Below are 16,196 nucleotides of genomic sequence, written 5' to 3'. Positions count from 1 at the left end.
TCAATTTTGTGTGCTTTGTGCAAAACCTTCAAACAATTAAATCCCAGAAACGACAACGGCCCGCCCTGTTTCCAGAGCGGGCCGCTTGACGTAGTGCCACTTACATCTTGTTGAAGAGGCTCAACTGGGCGATTTTCACAAAAGCCAGCTGCGAGGCTTGGAGCATGGTTTGCTGCAATGCCAGGTTGATCGCTGCTTCGCCCATGTCGATGTTGGCCAGGTCGCTCATGGTGCTCTTGTTGGCCGTGCCAATACTGGTATTTTCCGCAGATTGGATATCCAGTGCGTTCATGCGCGCACCGATGGAGCCGCGCACGTTATCCAGTTGTGTGCGGGAGTTGGCAAGGTTGCTCAAAGAAGCATCCAGAGTGTCCTTGAGCTTGACCTGTGCCGCCGGGTTACCGTCCGCCGGCTCTTCCAGGGCCTGGCGCAATTGGCTGAGGGTGTCCAAGGCACTCTGTGTTTTTTTGGTGCTGGCCCCCACTGCGAACTGATCGCCGGCAGACGGCGTTCCCGGAGGAGTGCCACCACTTATATCAAACGTGATGCCGGCTGCAGTAACGGTGGTCGCCCCTCCGGTGTCACCACTGGCAATCGCCTTGCTGTTGGTTGTGTAGGGCTGGGCATACACTTCATAGGCGGTGGAACTGGTGAATTTGATCACCGCACCGCTATTAGGGAAAGTGCTGGCATAGTCTGCCTGACTACTGACTCGGGCACCTGTCAACTGGACGGTTGAGAGGTTGCTCGGGGTTCGTGAAACACTGAAGGTATCCGGCTTGGTCTCCAGGGTAAAGGCACGATCCTTGACCAACGCATCAGATTCCGCACCAGGCGTGACACCTTTGAGGTTCAAGGAGATATCAAACTTCACACCACGCAGCGCAACAGTGGAACTGCCTTCTTTGGTGGAGTCGAATGTGCCGTTGCCGGGAATTTCAGAGGTGACGTCGTTGCCATCTTTGTCCGACACCTTGTACTGGGTACTGCTGGTAAAGGTCAGCTTGTAGGGTTGGCCATCAGCAAATTTGCGGGTGTAGTCAGTGCCCGAGGTGACCAACCCAGCGGACAACGAAACCTTGTTGTCATTGACCGCTGGCGGAGCCGGCGGGACAGTAGCCGGCTGAATCCACTTGGCTTGCGTACGCCCAGAGTTGACCGCACCTTCCAGGACATTTTTACCGGTGTCACCTGCAGCGACGTTCAGGGTGTCAGACACTTGCAGGCTCAAGGGCGTTTCGTCGCCTTGATAACTGTAAGTACCATCGTTGTTACGAGAATACGGCGGTGTCTGAGTCTTTGACCCGGAAAATATATAGTTGCCAGATGAGTCCTTGCTGTTGAGCAGACCTAATACCTGATCCTCGATGGCACCGACTTCACTGGCAATGGACTTGCGATCGGCGTCACTGATTGAACCGCCCGCACGGAGCGCCAACTCACTGGCGCGCTGCATGGCGTCGTTGATTGCATCAAGCACACTTTGCTCGTTTGTCAGCGAGTTTTTCAAGCTGGTGATGTTGCCATTGAACTGACCCAGCATGTCCTTCTGCTGCTGCAACATCAGCAGGCGCGCCGCTGCAACCGGATCATCCGCAGCAGTTTGCACGCGTACGCCGGAACTCGCCTGATCCTGAGCCTTAACCACACCGGAGTAGTTCTCCGTGTACTTGGCGGAGCTGGTTTCAAAATACTGCTGTGTAGAAATACGCATCGTCCCAGACTCCTTTAAAGGGCATTGATCAGTGTGCTGAAGGTTTCTTGCGCAGCTTTGATGATCTGCGACGACGCGGTGTAGTACTGCTGAAACTTGATCATGTCGCCCGCCTCTTCATCCAGGTTGACCTGGGAGACCGAGTTGCGCGCATTCTTGTTGGCGGTCAGCAGTGCATTGGTCGCGGTGCTGTCCGTACCTGCGGCAGCAGCTTTGGCGCCGACGGTTGATACCAGCTTGCTGTTGGCGCCTATCAGGCTGGTGCCGCCACTGCCATCCGCAGCCGTACCAACAGTCGCCTTGGTCTGCAGGTTGAGCAGTTCCTGAGCATTGCGGTTGTCGGACTTGCCGGAGGCGTTGAAGGAAAAGGTGGTGCTATCACCGCCAGCTGGCGAGCCACCCACTGTAGTGTCGAAGCTGAAACTTTTGGCCGGCGTCACCAGCGCACCGTTGGCATCGCGCATAGGGACGTTGATCGTAATTTTATTGGCCTGTCCGGGGACAATGCTGCCGGTGCCGATCGGATTGCCCTGCGCATCATTGACCGTATACGACTGGGTGCCGTCGGCGGCCGGCTTGCCAAACACCATCTTCACCGGCATCGAATGCTCGATACCAGTACGCAATTGAGCGGAGTTGGCACCACCGTAGATGTCCACGGGCAGGGTCAGGGTCGGCGGCGTGAAGGTACCGGTACCCGAATTGGTCTTGCTGGCTTCACCCAGCAATGGCGCAGCAAACGCGATCTTGCTCGGGTCAGTGAGCACCGTGCCAATGTCCTTGGCACCATTAGCCGTCGGGCTGACTTTGAAGCTGTCACCCGTGGCCATCGGGCCCTTGCCATCGAGTGCCAGAGTAAAGCCATCGATCACTGCCGGTGGGGTGGCGTTGATATTGAACGTACCCATGGCCTTGCCATCGGAACGCACCACGGTGACGTTGTTCGGGTTGGCGCTGTCGCTGAAGGTGACTTTGTAATCGAAGTTGGTCAGCTTGCTGCTGTCCTTGATCGTCACGTTGAGGTTGCCGGAACCCGCACTGTTGCCACTTGACGCCTGGCTGCGCTGGGCAATGGCAGCAGCACTGTTAATGTCCTTGAACAGCGAGGCACCGAACTGGCCGTTGAGGTCCAGGCCTTGGCCTAACTGCTTGTTAACCGTGTCTGCAGTGACAACTGCAATACGGCCTAGGTCATTGATGGCCGGCATCAGCACATCGCTGCGATAACGCAACAGACCACCGATGCTGCCACCGCTGATCACGCCGCCCAGGTCGAGCGACTCGCCACCGCCCACGTTGAGCTGAATGGTGAACTGACTGGTGTCGCTCTTGCTCGGCACAGCGGAAATGGTGTTGGACTGATCGCCCAGTACCAGCGATTGGCCGGAACCGGTGCTGACGCTGAACACGCCGTTCTTTTCAGTGGCAGTCACGCCGACCAATTCATTCAGCGAGCGCACCGCTTCGGCACGCGCATCCAGCAGATTGGCCGGGGCCGAGTTCGACGAGCCCTGCACCTGGGCAATCTGTTTGTTGAGGGACGCAATCGAAGAGGTCAATTTGTTGACCTGATCGCTCATCGACGTCAGCTGACTGTTGATAGTTTCTTTCTGCTGGCCCAACTGGGTCGAAATCGAATTGAAACGATTGCTCAACGTCTGCGCGCTGGTGAGCAAGACCTGGCGGGCCGAGTTATCGCTCGGGTTGGCCGAGGCGGTCTGGACGGCAGCGAAGAACGCGCTGAGTACCGCCGACATACCGGTGGTCTTATCCGACAAGGTTTTGTCGACGGCACTGACCTGATCCAGATAAGCCTTGGCATCGCTGTTGAGCGAGGTGCTGTTCTGGTACGCCGCGTCGAGGAACTCGTTATACACCCGGCGCACATCAGCCAGGGTGGTGCCACTGCCAATGAACACACCACCGAACTGGTTCGCCGCGTTGGCATTCTGGGTAGTCTGCTGCCGTGAGTAGCCAGGCGTGTTGGCGTTGGCAATGTTGTTACTCAAGACCGACAGCGATCCTTGAGAGGCGTTGAGCCCCGACATCCCGATACTGAGCAAACTCATGGTTCAGACCTTATAAATGTGTGGTTGCGCCAGCGGCAGCGTAGTTCTGGTAACTGTCCATCGTTTTGGCGATCTGCGAAATCTTGCTGGCATAGGCCGGGTCGGTTGCGTAACCGGCTTTTTGCAACTCGCGAACAAACTGTTCCGGGTTGTCGGCCGACTTCACAACTTCTTTATAGCGATCATTGCTTTGCAGCAACGTCACCAGGTCGTGGAAGCTGTCCTGGTAAGAGTCGTAGGAACGGAACTGCGCCGTTTCCTTGACCATCGCGCCATCGCGGAACTCACTGGTGATTGCGCGAGCCTGGCCGCCCTGCCAACTCTGGCCGGCCTTGATGCCGAACAGGTTGTGGCTGCTGCTGCCGTCTTCGGCGCGCATCACCGATTTACCCCAACCGGTTTCCAGGGCGGCCTGGGCCACCAGGTACTTCGGATCGACACCAATCCGCGCGGCGGCCGCCTTGGCCATCGGCAACATGGTGGCGACAAATTCATCCTGCGAAGTGAAGGCTTTCTTCGCCGGCGCCAACGGTGGCTGGGCCACGGCGCGGCCGTAGACCTGCATGCGCCCGCTCGGCACGGCGAAGGTACGCGCCGCACTGTTGACGACGTTATCGTCAGCGGCGCTGTTGCGCAGTGGCGCGGCCTTGGCTTCGCCGGTCACCTGGGTGCTCGGCACGATGCCAGCCAACAGGCGATCGGTCAGCTTGCTCGGCAAGGCGATGCGCCGCTGGTTCATCAATTCCATGTCATTGCTGTGGGCCGACGGGGCACCCGCCTGTGGCTCAGCCACGCGGTAAGCCCACAGGGGTCGCTGGCCGTTGGAGCGGCCCAACGGGCCTTCGGCCTGGGTGCCCGCCGCGATCTCTGTCGGCACATCCACTTTTTTCGCAGGCTCCGCAGCCGCTGGGCCTTGCAAGGTGGCGGCCTGCGCCTCCACCGGTTTGTTCTTCTGCATCTGGCGCATCAGCACGTCGGCCAAGCCGATACCACCGCCTTCGCGGGACATCGAGACCGCCAGTTGCTGGTCATACATTTCCTGGTACTGCTTGGCGGCCGGCGTGTTCATCGGGTTGTCCTTGCCCAACGCCTCGGTGGCCGAACGCATGGACTTGAGCATCTCGCTCAAGAACAACGACTCGAACTCCTGCGCCACTTTGCGCATATTGCCTTCGCTGTTCTTGTCGGCACCGACCTTGAGCTGGTTAAGCCGGTTCAGGTCGGAGTAGGACCCCGAATCCGCCGTGCTGCTGATGCCGCTCTTGCGCATATCCATGGCCATGGCCTCAGATCACGATCAGGTCGGCTTGCAAGGCGCCGGCCTGTTTCAATGCTTCGAGGATCGCCATCAAGTCGCCGGGCGCTGCGCCCACCTGGTTCACCGCGCGGACAATCTCATCCAGGGTGGTGCCGGGGCCGAACTTGAACATCGGCTTGGCTTCTTGCTGGGCATTCACACGCGAACGCGGCACCACCGCCGTCTGGCCGTTGGACAACGGCCCAGGCTGGCTGACGATCGGGTCTTCGGTGATGGTCACGGTCAGGCTGCCGTGGGTCACCGCAGCGGGTGACACCTTAACGTTCTGACCAATCACGATGGTGCCGGTCCGCGAGTTGATGATGACTTTGGCGACAGCCTGGCCTGGGTCCACTTCTAGGTTTTCCAGGATCGACAGGTAGTCGACGCGCTGGCTTGGGTCCAGCGGCGCGGTCACACGGATGGAGCCGCCGTCGATGGCCTGGGCCACACCTGGGCCGAGCATGTCGTTGATCTTGTCGACCACGCGCTTGGCGGTGGTGAAGTCAGAACGGTTGAGGTTCAAGGTCAGGCTGTTGCCTTGGTTGAAGCCGCTTGGCACGGTGCGTTCAACCGTGGCGCCACCTGGGATCCGACCGGCCGACGGCACGTTGACGGTAATCTTCGAACCGTCACGACCTTCGGCGTCAAACCCGCCCACCACCAGGTTGCCCTGGGCGATGGCGTAGACGTTACCGTCGATACCCTTGAGCGGCGTCATCAGCAAGGTGCCGCCGCGCAGGCTCTTCGAGTTACCGATCGACGACACCGTGATGTCCACTACCTGGCCCGGCTTGGAGAACGCCGGCAAGTCAGCACTGATCGACACTGCCGCGACGTTTTTCAGCTGCACGTTGCCCGACCCCGCCGGCACCTTGATACCGAACTGCGAGAGCATGTTGTTGAAGGTCTGCAGGGTGAACGGGGTCTGGGTGGTCTGGTCACCCGTACCGTTGAGCCCCACTACCAGGCCGTAGCCGATCAACTGGTTGGAACGCACGCCGGAGATGCTGGCGATGTCCTTCAGTCGTTCGGCCTGGGCGACAGCGCTCAAGGAAAGCAGGAGTGCGGCCGCCATCAGCTGTTTGAGTTTCAAAGTGGCCACCTAGAAAGGGAACAGCGGGCTAAGGAAGAAACGGTCGAACCAGCCCGGCTGGCTCGCGTCAGCAAACGAACCCGTACCCGAGTAGGTAATGCGCGCGTCGGCGATTCGCGTCGACGGCACGGTGTTGTCAGTGGAGATGTCATCGGCGCGGACCATGCCGGCAATGCGCACCAGCTCGTCACCGGTATTAAGGGTCATCCACTTTTCACCGCGTACGGCGATGATGCCGTTGGGCAATACGTCGGCCACGGTCACGGTGATAGAGCCGGTCAGGCTGTTGCCCTGCCCTGCCGCGCTCTTGCCGTTGGTGGCGCGGTCGCCGCTGTAGCCGGCGCTGAGGCTGAGATCACCGTCACCTAGCGGGTTATTGGTGTTGGGCACTGCGCCGAACAACGAGGTCAAACCGATGTTGGCCTTGCTGGTCTTGCCGATCTGAGAGTTGGCGTTCTTGCTCGCCTGGGTACGCTCGTTCAAGGTGATGGTGATGATGTCACCGACCCGGAACGCCTTGCGGTCGCTGTACAGGTTCTGTTCGAAACCGGCCTGGTAGATCGAGCCATTGTTGGCGGCCGCCGGCAACGGCGTGCGTGGCAACACCGGCGCGTAGTACGGGTCATTGGGTTTTGGCGTCGGGGCGACACAGCCCGCGAGCACGGCAATCCCACTCAATGCCAGAACAGAAACATAGCGATTCATGACCCTTACCTCACGGTGTTGCAGGCGCCCTCAAGAGCGCCCCATAGACTTGATTACAGATTCTGCGTTACGAACGAAAGCATCTGGTCGGCGGTGGAGATCACCTTGGAGTTCATCTCGTAGGCGCGCTGGGTGGTGATCATGTTGACCATCTCCTCAACCGTGCTGACGTTGGAGGTTTCCAGGGTGCTTTGCAGCGTGGTGCCGAAACCGTTCAGGCCAGGGGTGCCGATTTGCGGCGCGCCGCTGGAGGCGGTTTCCAGGAACAGGTTGTTGCCCATGGCTTGCAGGCCGGCCGGGTTGATGAAGTCGGCGGTCTGCAGGTTGCCGATTACTTGCGACGCGGGGTTGCCGGCCACGGTGATGGACACGGTGCCGTCGTTGCCGACGGTGAAGGTTTTGGCGTCGGCGGGAACGACCACGGCCGGCTCCAGGGCAAAACCGTTGGCGGTGACGATCTGGCCGTTGGAGTCCAGGTGGAAAGTACCGTCACGGGTGTAGGAAGTGGTGCCATCCGGTTGCAGGATCTGGAAGAAACCACGGCCGTTGATGGCCATGTCCAGCGGCTGGCCGGTCTGTTGCAGGTTACCGGCGCTGAAGTTCTTCTGGGTGCCGACGATCTGCACACCGGTACCCAATTGCAGGCCCGACGGCAGTTCGCTGTCCTGGGTCGACTGGGCGCCTGGCTGCTTCTTGATCTGATAGAGCAAGTCTTGGAACTCGGCACGATCACGCTTGAAACCCGTGGTCGACACGTTGGCCAAGTTGTTGGAAATGGTGGTCAGGTTGGTGTCCTGGGCGGACAGACCGGTTTTGGCAACCCATAGAGCCGGAAGCATGCTGTTCTCCTCTGCGCGCCTGTTTGTTGGCGCTACATCACAAATTAATTAGTGGGCTGCAATCAGCTCATCTGCATGACGCGGGTCATGGCCTGGTCGTCTTCCTTGGCGCTGTTCATCATCTTGATGTGCAGCTCGAACTGCTTGGAAAGCGCCAGCACTGCGGTCATTTCTTCCACCGCATTGACGTTGCTCGCCTGCAGGAAGCCCGAGGTCAGCGTGACCGTCGCGTCAGCCTGGGCCGGCCGGCCATCCTTGGTGTGGATGGTGCCGTCGAGGCCTTTATTCATGTTCTTCAGGTCCGGCTGGACCAGCTTGATGCGGTCCACTTCCGCCATCACGCGCGGACCTTCACCCATGGCGCGAATGCTGATGGTGCCATCAGCCCCCACTTCGATCTTCTGCTGGGGCGGCACGGCAATCGGGCCACCGTTGCCCATGATCGGCATGCCGTTGCCGGCGCGCAGCACACCCAATGCATCGACGTTCATGCTCGCGCTGCGCACGTAGGCTTCGCTGCCGTCCGGGGTCTGCACGGCCATCCAGCCATTGCCGCTGACGGCAACGTCCAGGTCACGGCCCGTCTCGATCATGGCGCCAGGCGTGAAGTCGGTGGCTGGACGCTCGGTCATGGCAAACGCGCGCGCCGGAAAGCTGTCACCGAACACCGGCATCGAACGCGCCTGCTCCAGGTCACGTTGGAAACCATTGGTGGAAATGTTCGCCAGGTTGTTGGCATGGGCCTTCTGCGCCAGAGCATTCTGGCTGGCGCCGGTCATTGCCACATAAAGGTACTTGTCCACGCTCTTTCCTCTTTCTGACGGACGCTTGCCGCCCACCGCTGTACTGATGAGGCTTAAGCAATTTGCGAACCAACTTTTTAAAAGAGGATGAAGTGCAGGCGGGGCGGGGGTTTGCGGGCGGGCGTCAAGAAATGACGCCCTCTCGATAGTCGAAAAAACGGCGGACTACTGCCGCCTGCGGCAAGCGCAGGTTACTTGTCGGCCTTGATCACTTCGTAATCGCGCAGCTTATTGGCGATGGTGGTATGAGACACCCCCAGGCGCTTGCCCAACTGTCGGCTGCTGGGGTGCTCGGCGTACAAGGCTTCCAACACCGCCTTCTCGAATCGACCAACGATGTCTTCCAGGCCGCCCTCCAGGGAAAAATCGCCAAGGGGCTGACGCACGCCATAATCCGGCAGCCGAATATGTTCGGCCTTGACCGTCCCGCCGTCACACAACGACACCGCCTGGAACAGCACGTTTTCCAACTGCCGTACGTTGCCCGGCCAGTGGTAGTGGCTCAGGCGGTCCATGGCGGCCGGCGCCAGCTTGGGCAACGGGCAGCCGATCTGGCGACTGGCCTGGTCGAGAAAGTGATCAACCAGCGGCGCAAGCCCGTCGAGACATTCACGCAGCGGTGGAATATGCAGGGACAGCACGTTGAGGCGGTGATAGAGGTCTTGGCGGAATTCGCCACGAGCGCACAGCTCGGACAAGTCCACCTGGGTCGCGCAGATCACCCGCACGTCCAGGTACACCTCTTCATCGCTGCCTACGCGACGGAAGCAACCGTCCTGCAAAAAGCGCAGCAATTTCACCTGCAAGCGCGCGCTCATCTCCCCGACGCCATCGAGAAACAATGTACCGCCCGCTGTCAGTTCCAACAGACCGAGCTTGCCTTCGGCCCGTGCACCTTCGAACGCGCCAGGGCCGTAGCCGAAGAGCTCGGTCTCGGCCATCGACTCGGGCAGGCCCGCGCAGTTGAGTGCCATCAACGGCGATTGCCCACGCGGGCTGGCCAAGTGACAGGCGCGCGCCAGCAGTTCCTTGCCGGTGCCGGTTTCGCCTTCTATTAATAGAGGCGCATCCAGCGGCGCCATACGACGGGCTTCGCGCACCACGGCGGCCATGACTTTGGAGCTTTGGAAAATGCTGTCAAAGCCACGCAGCTCCTGCTTGCGCACGTTGTAGATGCGCTCACCGACGCGGTCGGCGCGGTGCAGGGTCAGCACAGCGCCGGCCATGGCCTCGCTGTCGTCATGTTCGGAGGATTGCAGCGGCGCGATGTCCGCCAGGAACACGTCACCCTTGACCTTGACCCGCAGGCCGTTGATCCGCGATTTGCTGGCGCGCACCAGTTCCGGCAAATCGAAGTCCTCGGCATACCGCGACAACGGAATGCCTGGCACCTCATCCACCCGCACCCCAAGCAACTGTGCCGCCGCGCGGTTGGCAGCAACGATCGAGCCGCCCATGTCGATGGACAGCACCGGGAACTCCAGCGCGCCGAGCAGTGCATTGAGCTCCATATGCCGGCGCTCGCTGGGCATCAACCCTACCCTTTTGACGCCAAATACCCCGGCAATCGCCTCGAACTGTGGGCGCAATGCCTGGAACTGCATGTTCACCAGGTTCGGGCAAAACAGGTAGATGGCATTGCCATGCTCACCGCCCACCTCGCCCTTGGCGACGTTGACACCGTATTCCACCAGCAGGTTGAGAATGTCCCGCAGGATGCCGATGCGGTTCTGGCAATGCACTTTGATACGCATGAAGAGGCCCGAAAAGTGGGGAGGCGCCGCGTCTTTTTGTCGCTGGACGCAGATAGTCGTCAAGATTATGTGACAGCTTGCGGGCTTTTCCCAGCCCAAGACAACGGCCAGCCTCATAAGCGTAACGAATACTTTACGGAAACTGGTAAGTTTTCCTACGTAAAGGCGTTTAAAACAGATGGAATCTGGCCGCGCACGGGTTATCAATAAGCTCATCGCAGGACATAACAAGAACGAATGCCTAGCAGGAGAGCCGTATGAAGCAGACGCAGTACGTGGCCCGCGAGCCCGATGCGCAAGGTTTTATCCACTACTCGCAGGAAGAACATGCGGTGTGGAACACCCTGATCACTCGCCAGTTGAAAGTGATCGAGGGGCGCGCCTGCCAGGAATACCTGGACGGCATAGACAAGCTCGGCCTGCCCCATGACCGCATTCCGCAACTGGGCGAAATCAACAAAGTGCTGGCCGAGACCACCGGTTGGCAGGTCGCCCGCGTGCCGGCGCTGATCCCCTTCCAGACTTTTTTCGAATTACTCGCCAACAAGCAGTTTCCTGTGGCGACGTTTATCCGCACCCGCGAAGAACTCGACTATCTGCAAGAACCGGATATTTTTCACGAGATCTTCGGCCACTGCCCATTGCTGACCAACCCTTGGTTCGCCGAATTCACCCACACCTACGGCAAGCTCGGCCTGGCGGCCACCAAGGAGCAACGCGTGTACCTGGCGCGCCTGTATTGGATGACCATCGAATTCGGCCTGGTGGACACGCCCGAAGGTCGACGCATCTACGGTGGCGGCATTCTGTCGTCGCCCAAGGAGACGGTGTACAGCCTGTCGTCCGAGCCCGAGCATCAAGTGTTCGACCCGCTGGAGGCGATGCGCACGCCGTATCGCATCGACATCCTGCAACCTTTGTACTTCGTGCTGCCAGACCTCAAGCGCCTGTTCGAAGTCGCGCAGGAGGACATCATGGGCATGGTGGAACGTGGCATGCAGCTGGGTCTGCACGCACCGAAGTTTCCACCCAAGCCCAAGGCGGCTTGAACCTTACATCTTGAGGCCAGGTGAGTCTGTTCCCTGGCCGCGCGTTGCTTTAGGGTGACGCTACTGATCTTCATACCTTCGAATTCAGGACACCACCATGACCACCTTGAACCAAGCCCACTGCGAAGCCTGCCGCGCCGATGCCCCGCAAGTCAGCGACGAAGAACTGCCGGTGCTGCTCAAGCAGATCCCCGACTGGAACATCGAAGTCCGCGACGGCGTGATGCAACTGGAAAAGGTTTTCCTGTTCAAGAACTTCAAATTCGCCCTGGCCTTCACCAACGCCATGGGTGACATCTCCGAAGCCGAAGGCCATCACCCAGGCCTGCTCACCGAGTGGGGCAAGGTCACCGTGACATGGTGGAGCCATTCCATCAAAGGCCTGCACCGCAACGACTTCATCATGGCCGCGCGCACCGACGAAGTGGCCAAGGACGCCGAGGGCCGCAAGTAATGCATTTCGATGCCATTGGCCGCGTGCCCGACGACCCAATCCTCGGGCTGATGGACCTGTACGCCCAGGACAACAACCCGAACAAATTCGACCTGGGCGTGGGCGTCTACAAAGACGACCAGGGCCTGACCCCGATTCCGCACTCGGTGAAGCTGGCCGAGCAGCGCCTGGTGGACACGCAAACCACCAAGACCTACATCGGTGGCCACGGCAATGCGGCGTTCGGCAAGCTGATCAGCGAGCTGGTGCTCGGCGCCGATTCGGCGCTGATCCGCGAGCGACGTGTCGGCGCCACCCAGACCCCAGGTGGCACCGGCGCCCTGCGCCTGAGCGCAGACTTCATCGCGCAAAACCTGCCTGGTCGCGGCGTGTGGCTGAGCAACCCGACCTGGCCGATCCACGAAACCATCTTCGCCAAGGCCAGCATTCCGGTCAGCCATTATCCGTACGTGGGCGCTGACAATCGCCTGGACGTGGCGGCGATGCTCGCCACCCTGTCCAGCGTGCCCAAGGGCGACGTGGTGCTGCTGCATGCCTGCTGCCATAACCCGACCGGTTTCGACCTGTCCCAGGACGACTGGCGCCAAGTGCTACAGATCGTGCGCGAGCGCCAGTTGCTGCCGCTGATCGACTTCGCCTACCAAGGCTTCGGCGATGGTTTGGAGCAGGACGCCTGGGCCGTACGGTTGTTTGCGGCCGAACTGCCGGAAGTGCTGGTCACCAGTTCGTGCTCGAAGAACTTCGGCCTGTATAGCGACCGTGTCGGCGCGTTGATCGTGTGCGCGGCGGATGCCGAGAAACTGACGGATGTGCGCAGCCAACTGGCCAACACGGCGCGCAACCTGTGGTCGACGCCGCCGGACCATGGTGCTGCGGTAGTGGCGACCATCCTGGGGGATGCCGAGCTGAAAAAGCGTTGGAGCGACGAGGTCGAAGCCATGCGCTCACGGATCGCACACCTGCGTTCGGGCTTGGTGGAGGCGTTGGCGCCCCACGGTCTGTCGGAGCAGTTTGCGCACATCGGGGCGCAGCGTGGGATGTTTTCCTATACCGGCTTGAGTGCCGAGCAGGTGAAGCAACTGCGCGAGAAGCACAGCGTGTATATGGTGAGTTCGGGGCGGGCCAACGTGGCGGGCATTGATGCGACACGCCTGACGTTGCTGGCTCAAGCCATTGCCGATGTCTCCAACTGAAGAAACCGAATCAAAACTGTGGGAGCGGGCTTGCTCGCGAAAGCGGTGTGTCATCCGACACATCAGGTGACTGACCTACCGCATTCGCGAGCAAGCCCGCTCCCACATTTTCGACCGAGTCAGGCTCTAGCCCGCTACCATCTCTGCCTTGAGCTGCGCCTCTTTCGCCTGCGCATCCGCCAACCGATACAACTCGATGCTCCCATCCCAGTGCTCGATCAACGCCGTGCACGACTCCACCCAATCTCCGCAATTAAGGTAATCCACCTCGCCCACCTTGCGAATCTCCGCATGGTGGATATGCCCGCAGACCACGCCATGCAACTCGCGCTTGGTCACCTCGTGGGCGATAGCTTCTTCAAAATCACTGATGAAGTTCACCGCCGTCTTGACCTTGTGCTTGAGGTACGCCGACAGCGACCAATAGCCATAACCGTAGCGCGCACGCCAGTGGTTCAGCCAGCGGTTCAGCGTGAGGGTGAACTCGTAGGCCGAGTCACCGAGGAACGCCAGCCAGCGGTGGTAACGGGTGATCACGTCGAACTGATCGCCGTGGATCACCAGCAGATGACGGCCGTCGGCAGTCACGTGGATTGCTTCGTCGACCAGCTGGATATTGCCCAGGATCAGCTTGGAATAGCGACGCAGGAATTCGTCGTGGTTGCCGGTGACGTAGATCACCTCGGTGCCACGCTTGGCCATGGTCAGCAAGCGGCGGATCACGTTGGTGTGGGCCTGGGGCCAATACATGCCGCCGCGCAGTTTCCAGCCGTCGATGATGTCACCGACCAGGTAGACCTTGTCAGCGTGATAGCCCTTGAGGAACTGCGACAAATGTTCGGCCTGGCAATCCCGGGTGCCCAGGTGCACATCGGAAATCCACAGGGTACGAACCCGTTGTTTGCGGCTGGGCTTGGCGAACTCGGCACTGGTCATGGGCATCCCTCGACGGTGTTTTCGCGAGCTTGCGCCCTGGCGATTAATAGCCCATGACAACTGTGCGTCAGTCTGATGACAGCGCTCAGGGCCCGCAAAGCGTTGTAGACTGCCCGCTTGCCGCCCAGGAGACCACAATGGGACCCACCCTCACCCTACGCCACTACGTCGAAGCGCCCCTCGCCCACAGCCATGACCATGCGCAGTTGGTGTTCGGCCTGTCCGGGCACCTGGACCTGGAAGTGGACGGCCGTGGCAGCCAGGTGCGCGAAAGCAGCGTGATGGTGCTGCCCTTCTCGGCCCACCATGCGTGCGGCAGTCGCGATGGCAGCCGTTGCCTGGTGCTGGATGTGCCGACCGAGCATTGGGTGCTGCAATCGCTGGGCGAGCATGCCGATGCCAGTCGCCGCCTGCTCGACCAGCCCGCGCGGCTGACCTTGGACTCGCGGCAAAGCCAACTGGTGCAATGGCTGGCACACAGCCCGGTACATGACCCATTGATCGTGCAGCAAGGCGCGGTGCTGTTGCTGGCCAGCCTCAATCATCCGCTGGCCCCACCGCAGCCGGGCCGACGCTTACCGTACGCAGCCTTCAATCAACATATCGAGCGACACCTTGCACATCCGTTGCAGGTGGCTGACCTGGCGCGTATCGCTGATTTGTCAGTGGCGCGCCTGCACGCACGGTTCATGGCGGAATGCGGGCAAACACCGATGGACTACATCCGTAGCCGTCGCCTGCACATGGCCCTGGACCTGTTGCGCAAAACACCGCTGCCTATCGGTGAAATCGCCGATCGCGTCGGTTACGCCTCGCAAAGTGCCTTCGCCGCTGCAATGCTGCGGGAATTTGGCGCCTCGCCGGGTGCTTTACGGCGTAAGCCGTAGGAAGAGTCTCGCGATAAACATCGCGAGCCGGACGACAGACACCGATGCGGGCCACCCACTAGACTGCGGTTCTGTCACACCAAGACTCAAGGATCGCAATGACTCCCCGCTCAGCCCTCGGCGCCCTGCATATCGGCGCACTGATGTTTGGCCTCACCGGCGTATTCGGCAAACTGGCGGCCGCCTCCCCGGCCATCATCGTCTTTGGTCGCGCGGTGTTTGCCGTGGTGGCTCTGGCGGTCTTTGCACGGTTCGCCAGCAGCACCGCCTGGAAAACCCTGGAATTGCGCGACTGGCGCCGGCTGCTGGTCAGCGGCGTATTGTTGGCGGCGCACTGGGTGACCTTCTTTATTGCCGTGAAAGTCGCCGGCGTAGCGGTTGCGACCTTGGGCTTCACCGCATTTCCAGCTTTTACCGTGATCCTCGAGGGGCTGATTTTCCGCGAGCGCATCCGCGCCAACGAAGTGGTCCTGGTCGTGCTGGTCAGCGTCGGCCTGGTGTTGGTTACCCCGGACTTCAACCTTGCCAGCGAAGCCACCGGCGGATTGCTCTGGGGCATCGCCTCGGGGTTGCTGTTTTCCCTGTTGTCACTGAATAACCGCGCCAGCTCCGGACGTATCCCGGCGGTGCAGGCGGCGCTGTGCCAGAACGTGGTGGTCGCCGTGTGCCTGTTGCCCGTGGCGGCGCCCGGTCTGACAGAGGTGCGCGCAATCGACTGGTTGTGGATCGGTTTGCTCGGCGTGTTCTGCACCGGCCTGGCCCATAGCCTGTTTGTTGCCAGCCTCGCGGTGATCAAGGCGCGTACCGCTTCGGTGGTGTTCGCCATGGAGCCGGTCTACGGCATCACCGCGGCTTGGCTGCTGTTTGCCGAAACCCCGACCCTGCGCATGCTCTTGGGCGGTGTGTTGATCATCGTCGCGATCGTGCTGTCAGGGTTAATGGGCGGTGCCAGCCAGGCCAAGCAGCCCGCAACCACGGCCTGATCTATACTTTAAACATCCGCAACAGTCTGCAGTCGTTCAACGGATAACCGACAGCTCGACGACAGCCTGGGTGCGTTCTGAAGTTGCTGCACGCGAGTGGTCACAACTCAACGCGATGCGGGAGCTTTACCATGGAAATGCTCATCAATTTGTTAGTGCAGATCATCAGCGGGGCCGTCGGCGGCAACATTGCCGGTATGACCAAACAGAGCCTCGGGACCGGGCTCAATACACTGATCGGTGGTGTCGGCGGGCTGGTGTTGGGCCAGGTCGTCGCGGTACTCACCGGCACCTCGGGCGGTGAAGCGCTGGATGTGGCGGCGGTTGGCAGCAACATTGTCGGGGGTGGTGTCGGCGGCCTAGTGTTGACGTGGCTGATAGGCTTCATCAAACAAAAGATGGCCGCCAAATAGGACT

General features: G+C 60.5%; 15 protein-coding genes. 6 read left to right on the top strand and 9 right to left on the bottom strand.

The window, feature by feature from the left end; genetic code table 11:
* Window positions 1-100 precede the first annotated feature (100 nt).
* The 8 genes from H096_RS18720 to H096_RS18685 all read right to left on the bottom strand — a co-directional run bounded on the left by H096_RS18720 (window position 101) and on the right by H096_RS18685 (window position 10,277).
* Window positions 101-1,714, bottom strand: a complete 1,614-nt coding sequence (locus tag H096_RS18720) for a flagellar hook-associated protein 3 (RefSeq protein WP_033900740.1) — start codon at window positions 1,712-1,714, stop codon at window positions 101-103.
* Window positions 1,715-1,728: 14 nt separating this feature from the next.
* Entirely contained in the window at window positions 1,729-3,783 is a 2,055-nt protein-coding gene (gene flgK / locus H096_RS18715; RefSeq protein WP_033900739.1) for a flagellar hook-associated protein FlgK, read from the bottom strand.
* A 10-nt stretch (window positions 3,784-3,793) separates the two neighbouring features.
* Complete coding sequence (flgJ, locus tag H096_RS18710; RefSeq protein WP_033900738.1) at window positions 3,794-5,065, bottom strand: flagellar assembly peptidoglycan hydrolase FlgJ; 1,272 nt, start codon at window positions 5,063-5,065, stop codon at window positions 3,794-3,796.
* A gap of 4 nt (window positions 5,066-5,069) precedes the next feature.
* Entirely contained in the window at window positions 5,070-6,158 is a 1,089-nt protein-coding gene (locus tag H096_RS18705; RefSeq protein ID WP_033901075.1) for a flagellar basal body P-ring protein FlgI, read from the bottom strand.
* A gap of 27 nt (window positions 6,159-6,185) precedes the next feature.
* A complete protein-coding gene (gene flgH, locus H096_RS18700; protein WP_033900737.1) occupies window positions 6,186-6,881 on the bottom strand; it encodes a flagellar basal body L-ring protein FlgH in 696 nt (231 codons plus the stop codon).
* 53 nt (window positions 6,882-6,934) lie between these two features.
* The gene (gene flgG / locus H096_RS18695) at window positions 6,935-7,720 is read right to left on the bottom strand and encodes a flagellar basal-body rod protein FlgG (protein WP_005790105.1); all 786 of its coding nucleotides are present in this window, start codon (window positions 7,718-7,720) and stop codon (window positions 6,935-6,937) included.
* 62 nt (window positions 7,721-7,782) lie between these two features.
* Entirely contained in the window at window positions 7,783-8,523 is a 741-nt protein-coding gene (locus tag H096_RS18690) for a flagellar basal body rod protein FlgF (RefSeq protein ID WP_033900736.1), read from the bottom strand.
* A gap of 191 nt (window positions 8,524-8,714) precedes the next feature.
* Window positions 8,715-10,277 (bottom strand): sigma-54-dependent phenylalanine hydroxylase transcriptional regulator PhhR, encoded by a 1,563-nt coding sequence (locus tag H096_RS18685; RefSeq protein ID WP_033900735.1) that lies wholly within the window; start codon window positions 10,275-10,277, stop codon window positions 8,715-8,717.
* A gap of 257 nt (window positions 10,278-10,534) precedes the next feature.
* Here H096_RS18685 and phhA point away from each other — a divergent pair, with 257 nt between their 5' ends.
* The 3 genes from phhA to H096_RS18670 all read left to right on the top strand — a co-directional run bounded on the left by phhA (window position 10,535) and on the right by H096_RS18670 (window position 12,973).
* Window positions 10,535-11,326, top strand: coding sequence for a phenylalanine 4-monooxygenase (gene phhA, locus H096_RS18680; RefSeq protein ID WP_033900734.1), 792 nt, complete (start codon window positions 10,535-10,537; stop codon window positions 11,324-11,326).
* 97 nt (window positions 11,327-11,423) lie between these two features.
* Window positions 11,424-11,780, top strand: a complete 357-nt coding sequence (locus tag H096_RS18675) for a 4a-hydroxytetrahydrobiopterin dehydratase (RefSeq protein ID WP_016976549.1) — start codon at window positions 11,424-11,426, stop codon at window positions 11,778-11,780.
* A complete protein-coding gene (locus H096_RS18670) occupies window positions 11,780-12,973 on the top strand; it encodes an amino acid aminotransferase (RefSeq protein ID WP_033900732.1) in 1,194 nt (397 codons plus the stop codon). Before H096_RS18675 ends, H096_RS18670 begins: the two co-directional genes overlap by 1 nt.
* 126 nt (window positions 12,974-13,099) lie before the next feature.
* Here H096_RS18670 and H096_RS18665 read toward each other — a convergent pair whose 3' ends face one another.
* Window positions 13,100-13,909, bottom strand: a complete 810-nt coding sequence (locus tag H096_RS18665; RefSeq protein WP_033900731.1) for a UDP-2,3-diacylglucosamine diphosphatase — start codon at window positions 13,907-13,909, stop codon at window positions 13,100-13,102.
* Between the two features lie 137 nt (window positions 13,910-14,046).
* Here H096_RS18665 and H096_RS18660 point away from each other — a divergent pair, with 137 nt between their 5' ends.
* From H096_RS18660 to H096_RS18650, 3 genes are all read left to right on the top strand, one after another.
* Window positions 14,047-14,796, top strand: coding sequence for an AraC family transcriptional regulator (locus H096_RS18660; protein ID WP_033900730.1), 750 nt, complete (start codon window positions 14,047-14,049; stop codon window positions 14,794-14,796).
* Window positions 14,797-14,894: 98 nt separating this feature from the next.
* Window positions 14,895-15,779, top strand: a complete 885-nt coding sequence (locus tag H096_RS18655; protein ID WP_033900729.1) for a DMT family transporter — start codon at window positions 14,895-14,897, stop codon at window positions 15,777-15,779.
* Between the two features lie 131 nt (window positions 15,780-15,910).
* Window positions 15,911-16,192 carry a hypothetical protein gene (locus H096_RS18650; protein ID WP_033900728.1) on the top strand — a complete coding sequence of 94 codons (282 nt, stop codon included), beginning with the start codon at window positions 15,911-15,913 and terminating at the stop codon, window positions 16,190-16,192.
* Window positions 16,193-16,196: the final 4 nt, after the last annotated feature.

The organism is Pseudomonas sp. FH1 (assembly GCF_000510895.2).
GTDB classification, from domain to species: domain Bacteria; phylum Pseudomonadota; class Gammaproteobacteria; order Pseudomonadales; family Pseudomonadaceae; genus Aquipseudomonas; species Aquipseudomonas azotoformans_A.
Note: the sequence above shows the minus strand (reverse complement) of the source record. Positions and strands in the feature narration are given on the sequence as shown.

What these genes read in the sequence shown, in the direction of transcription:
- H096_RS18720 (WP_033900740.1), bottom strand. Translation starts at nt 1,714, where the DNA reads ATGCGTATTTCTACACAGCAGTATTTTGAAACCAGCTCCGCCAAGTAC.
- flgK (WP_033900739.1), bottom strand. Translation starts at nt 3,783, where the DNA reads ATGAGTTTGCTCAGTATCGGGATGTCGGGGCTCAACGCCTCTCAAGGA.
- flgJ (WP_033900738.1), bottom strand. Translation starts at nt 5,065, where the DNA reads ATGGCCATGGATATGCGCAAGAGCGGCATCAGCAGCACGGCGGATTCG.
- H096_RS18705 (WP_033901075.1), bottom strand. Translation starts at nt 6,158, where the DNA reads ATGGCGGCCGCACTCCTGCTTTCCTTGAGCGCTGTCGCCCAGGCCGAA.
- flgH (WP_033900737.1), bottom strand. Translation starts at nt 6,881, where the DNA reads ATGAATCGCTATGTTTCTGTTCTGGCATTGAGTGGGATTGCCGTGCTC.
- flgG (WP_005790105.1), bottom strand. Translation starts at nt 7,720, where the DNA reads ATGCTTCCGGCTCTATGGGTTGCCAAAACCGGTCTGTCCGCCCAGGAC.
- H096_RS18685 (WP_033900735.1), bottom strand. Translation starts at nt 10,277, where the DNA reads ATGCGTATCAAAGTGCATTGCCAGAACCGCATCGGCATCCTGCGGGAC.
- phhA (WP_033900734.1), top strand. Translation starts at nt 10,535, where the DNA reads ATGAAGCAGACGCAGTACGTGGCCCGCGAGCCCGATGCGCAAGGTTTT.
- H096_RS18675 (WP_016976549.1), top strand. Translation starts at nt 11,424, where the DNA reads ATGACCACCTTGAACCAAGCCCACTGCGAAGCCTGCCGCGCCGATGCC.
- H096_RS18670 (WP_033900732.1), top strand. Translation starts at nt 11,780, where the DNA reads ATGCATTTCGATGCCATTGGCCGCGTGCCCGACGACCCAATCCTCGGG.
- H096_RS18665 (WP_033900731.1), bottom strand. Translation starts at nt 13,909, where the DNA reads ATGACCAGTGCCGAGTTCGCCAAGCCCAGCCGCAAACAACGGGTTCGT.
- H096_RS18660 (WP_033900730.1), top strand. Translation starts at nt 14,047, where the DNA reads ATGGGACCCACCCTCACCCTACGCCACTACGTCGAAGCGCCCCTCGCC.
- H096_RS18655 (WP_033900729.1), top strand. Translation starts at nt 14,895, where the DNA reads ATGACTCCCCGCTCAGCCCTCGGCGCCCTGCATATCGGCGCACTGATG.
- H096_RS18650 (WP_033900728.1), top strand. Translation starts at nt 15,911, where the DNA reads ATGGAAATGCTCATCAATTTGTTAGTGCAGATCATCAGCGGGGCCGTC.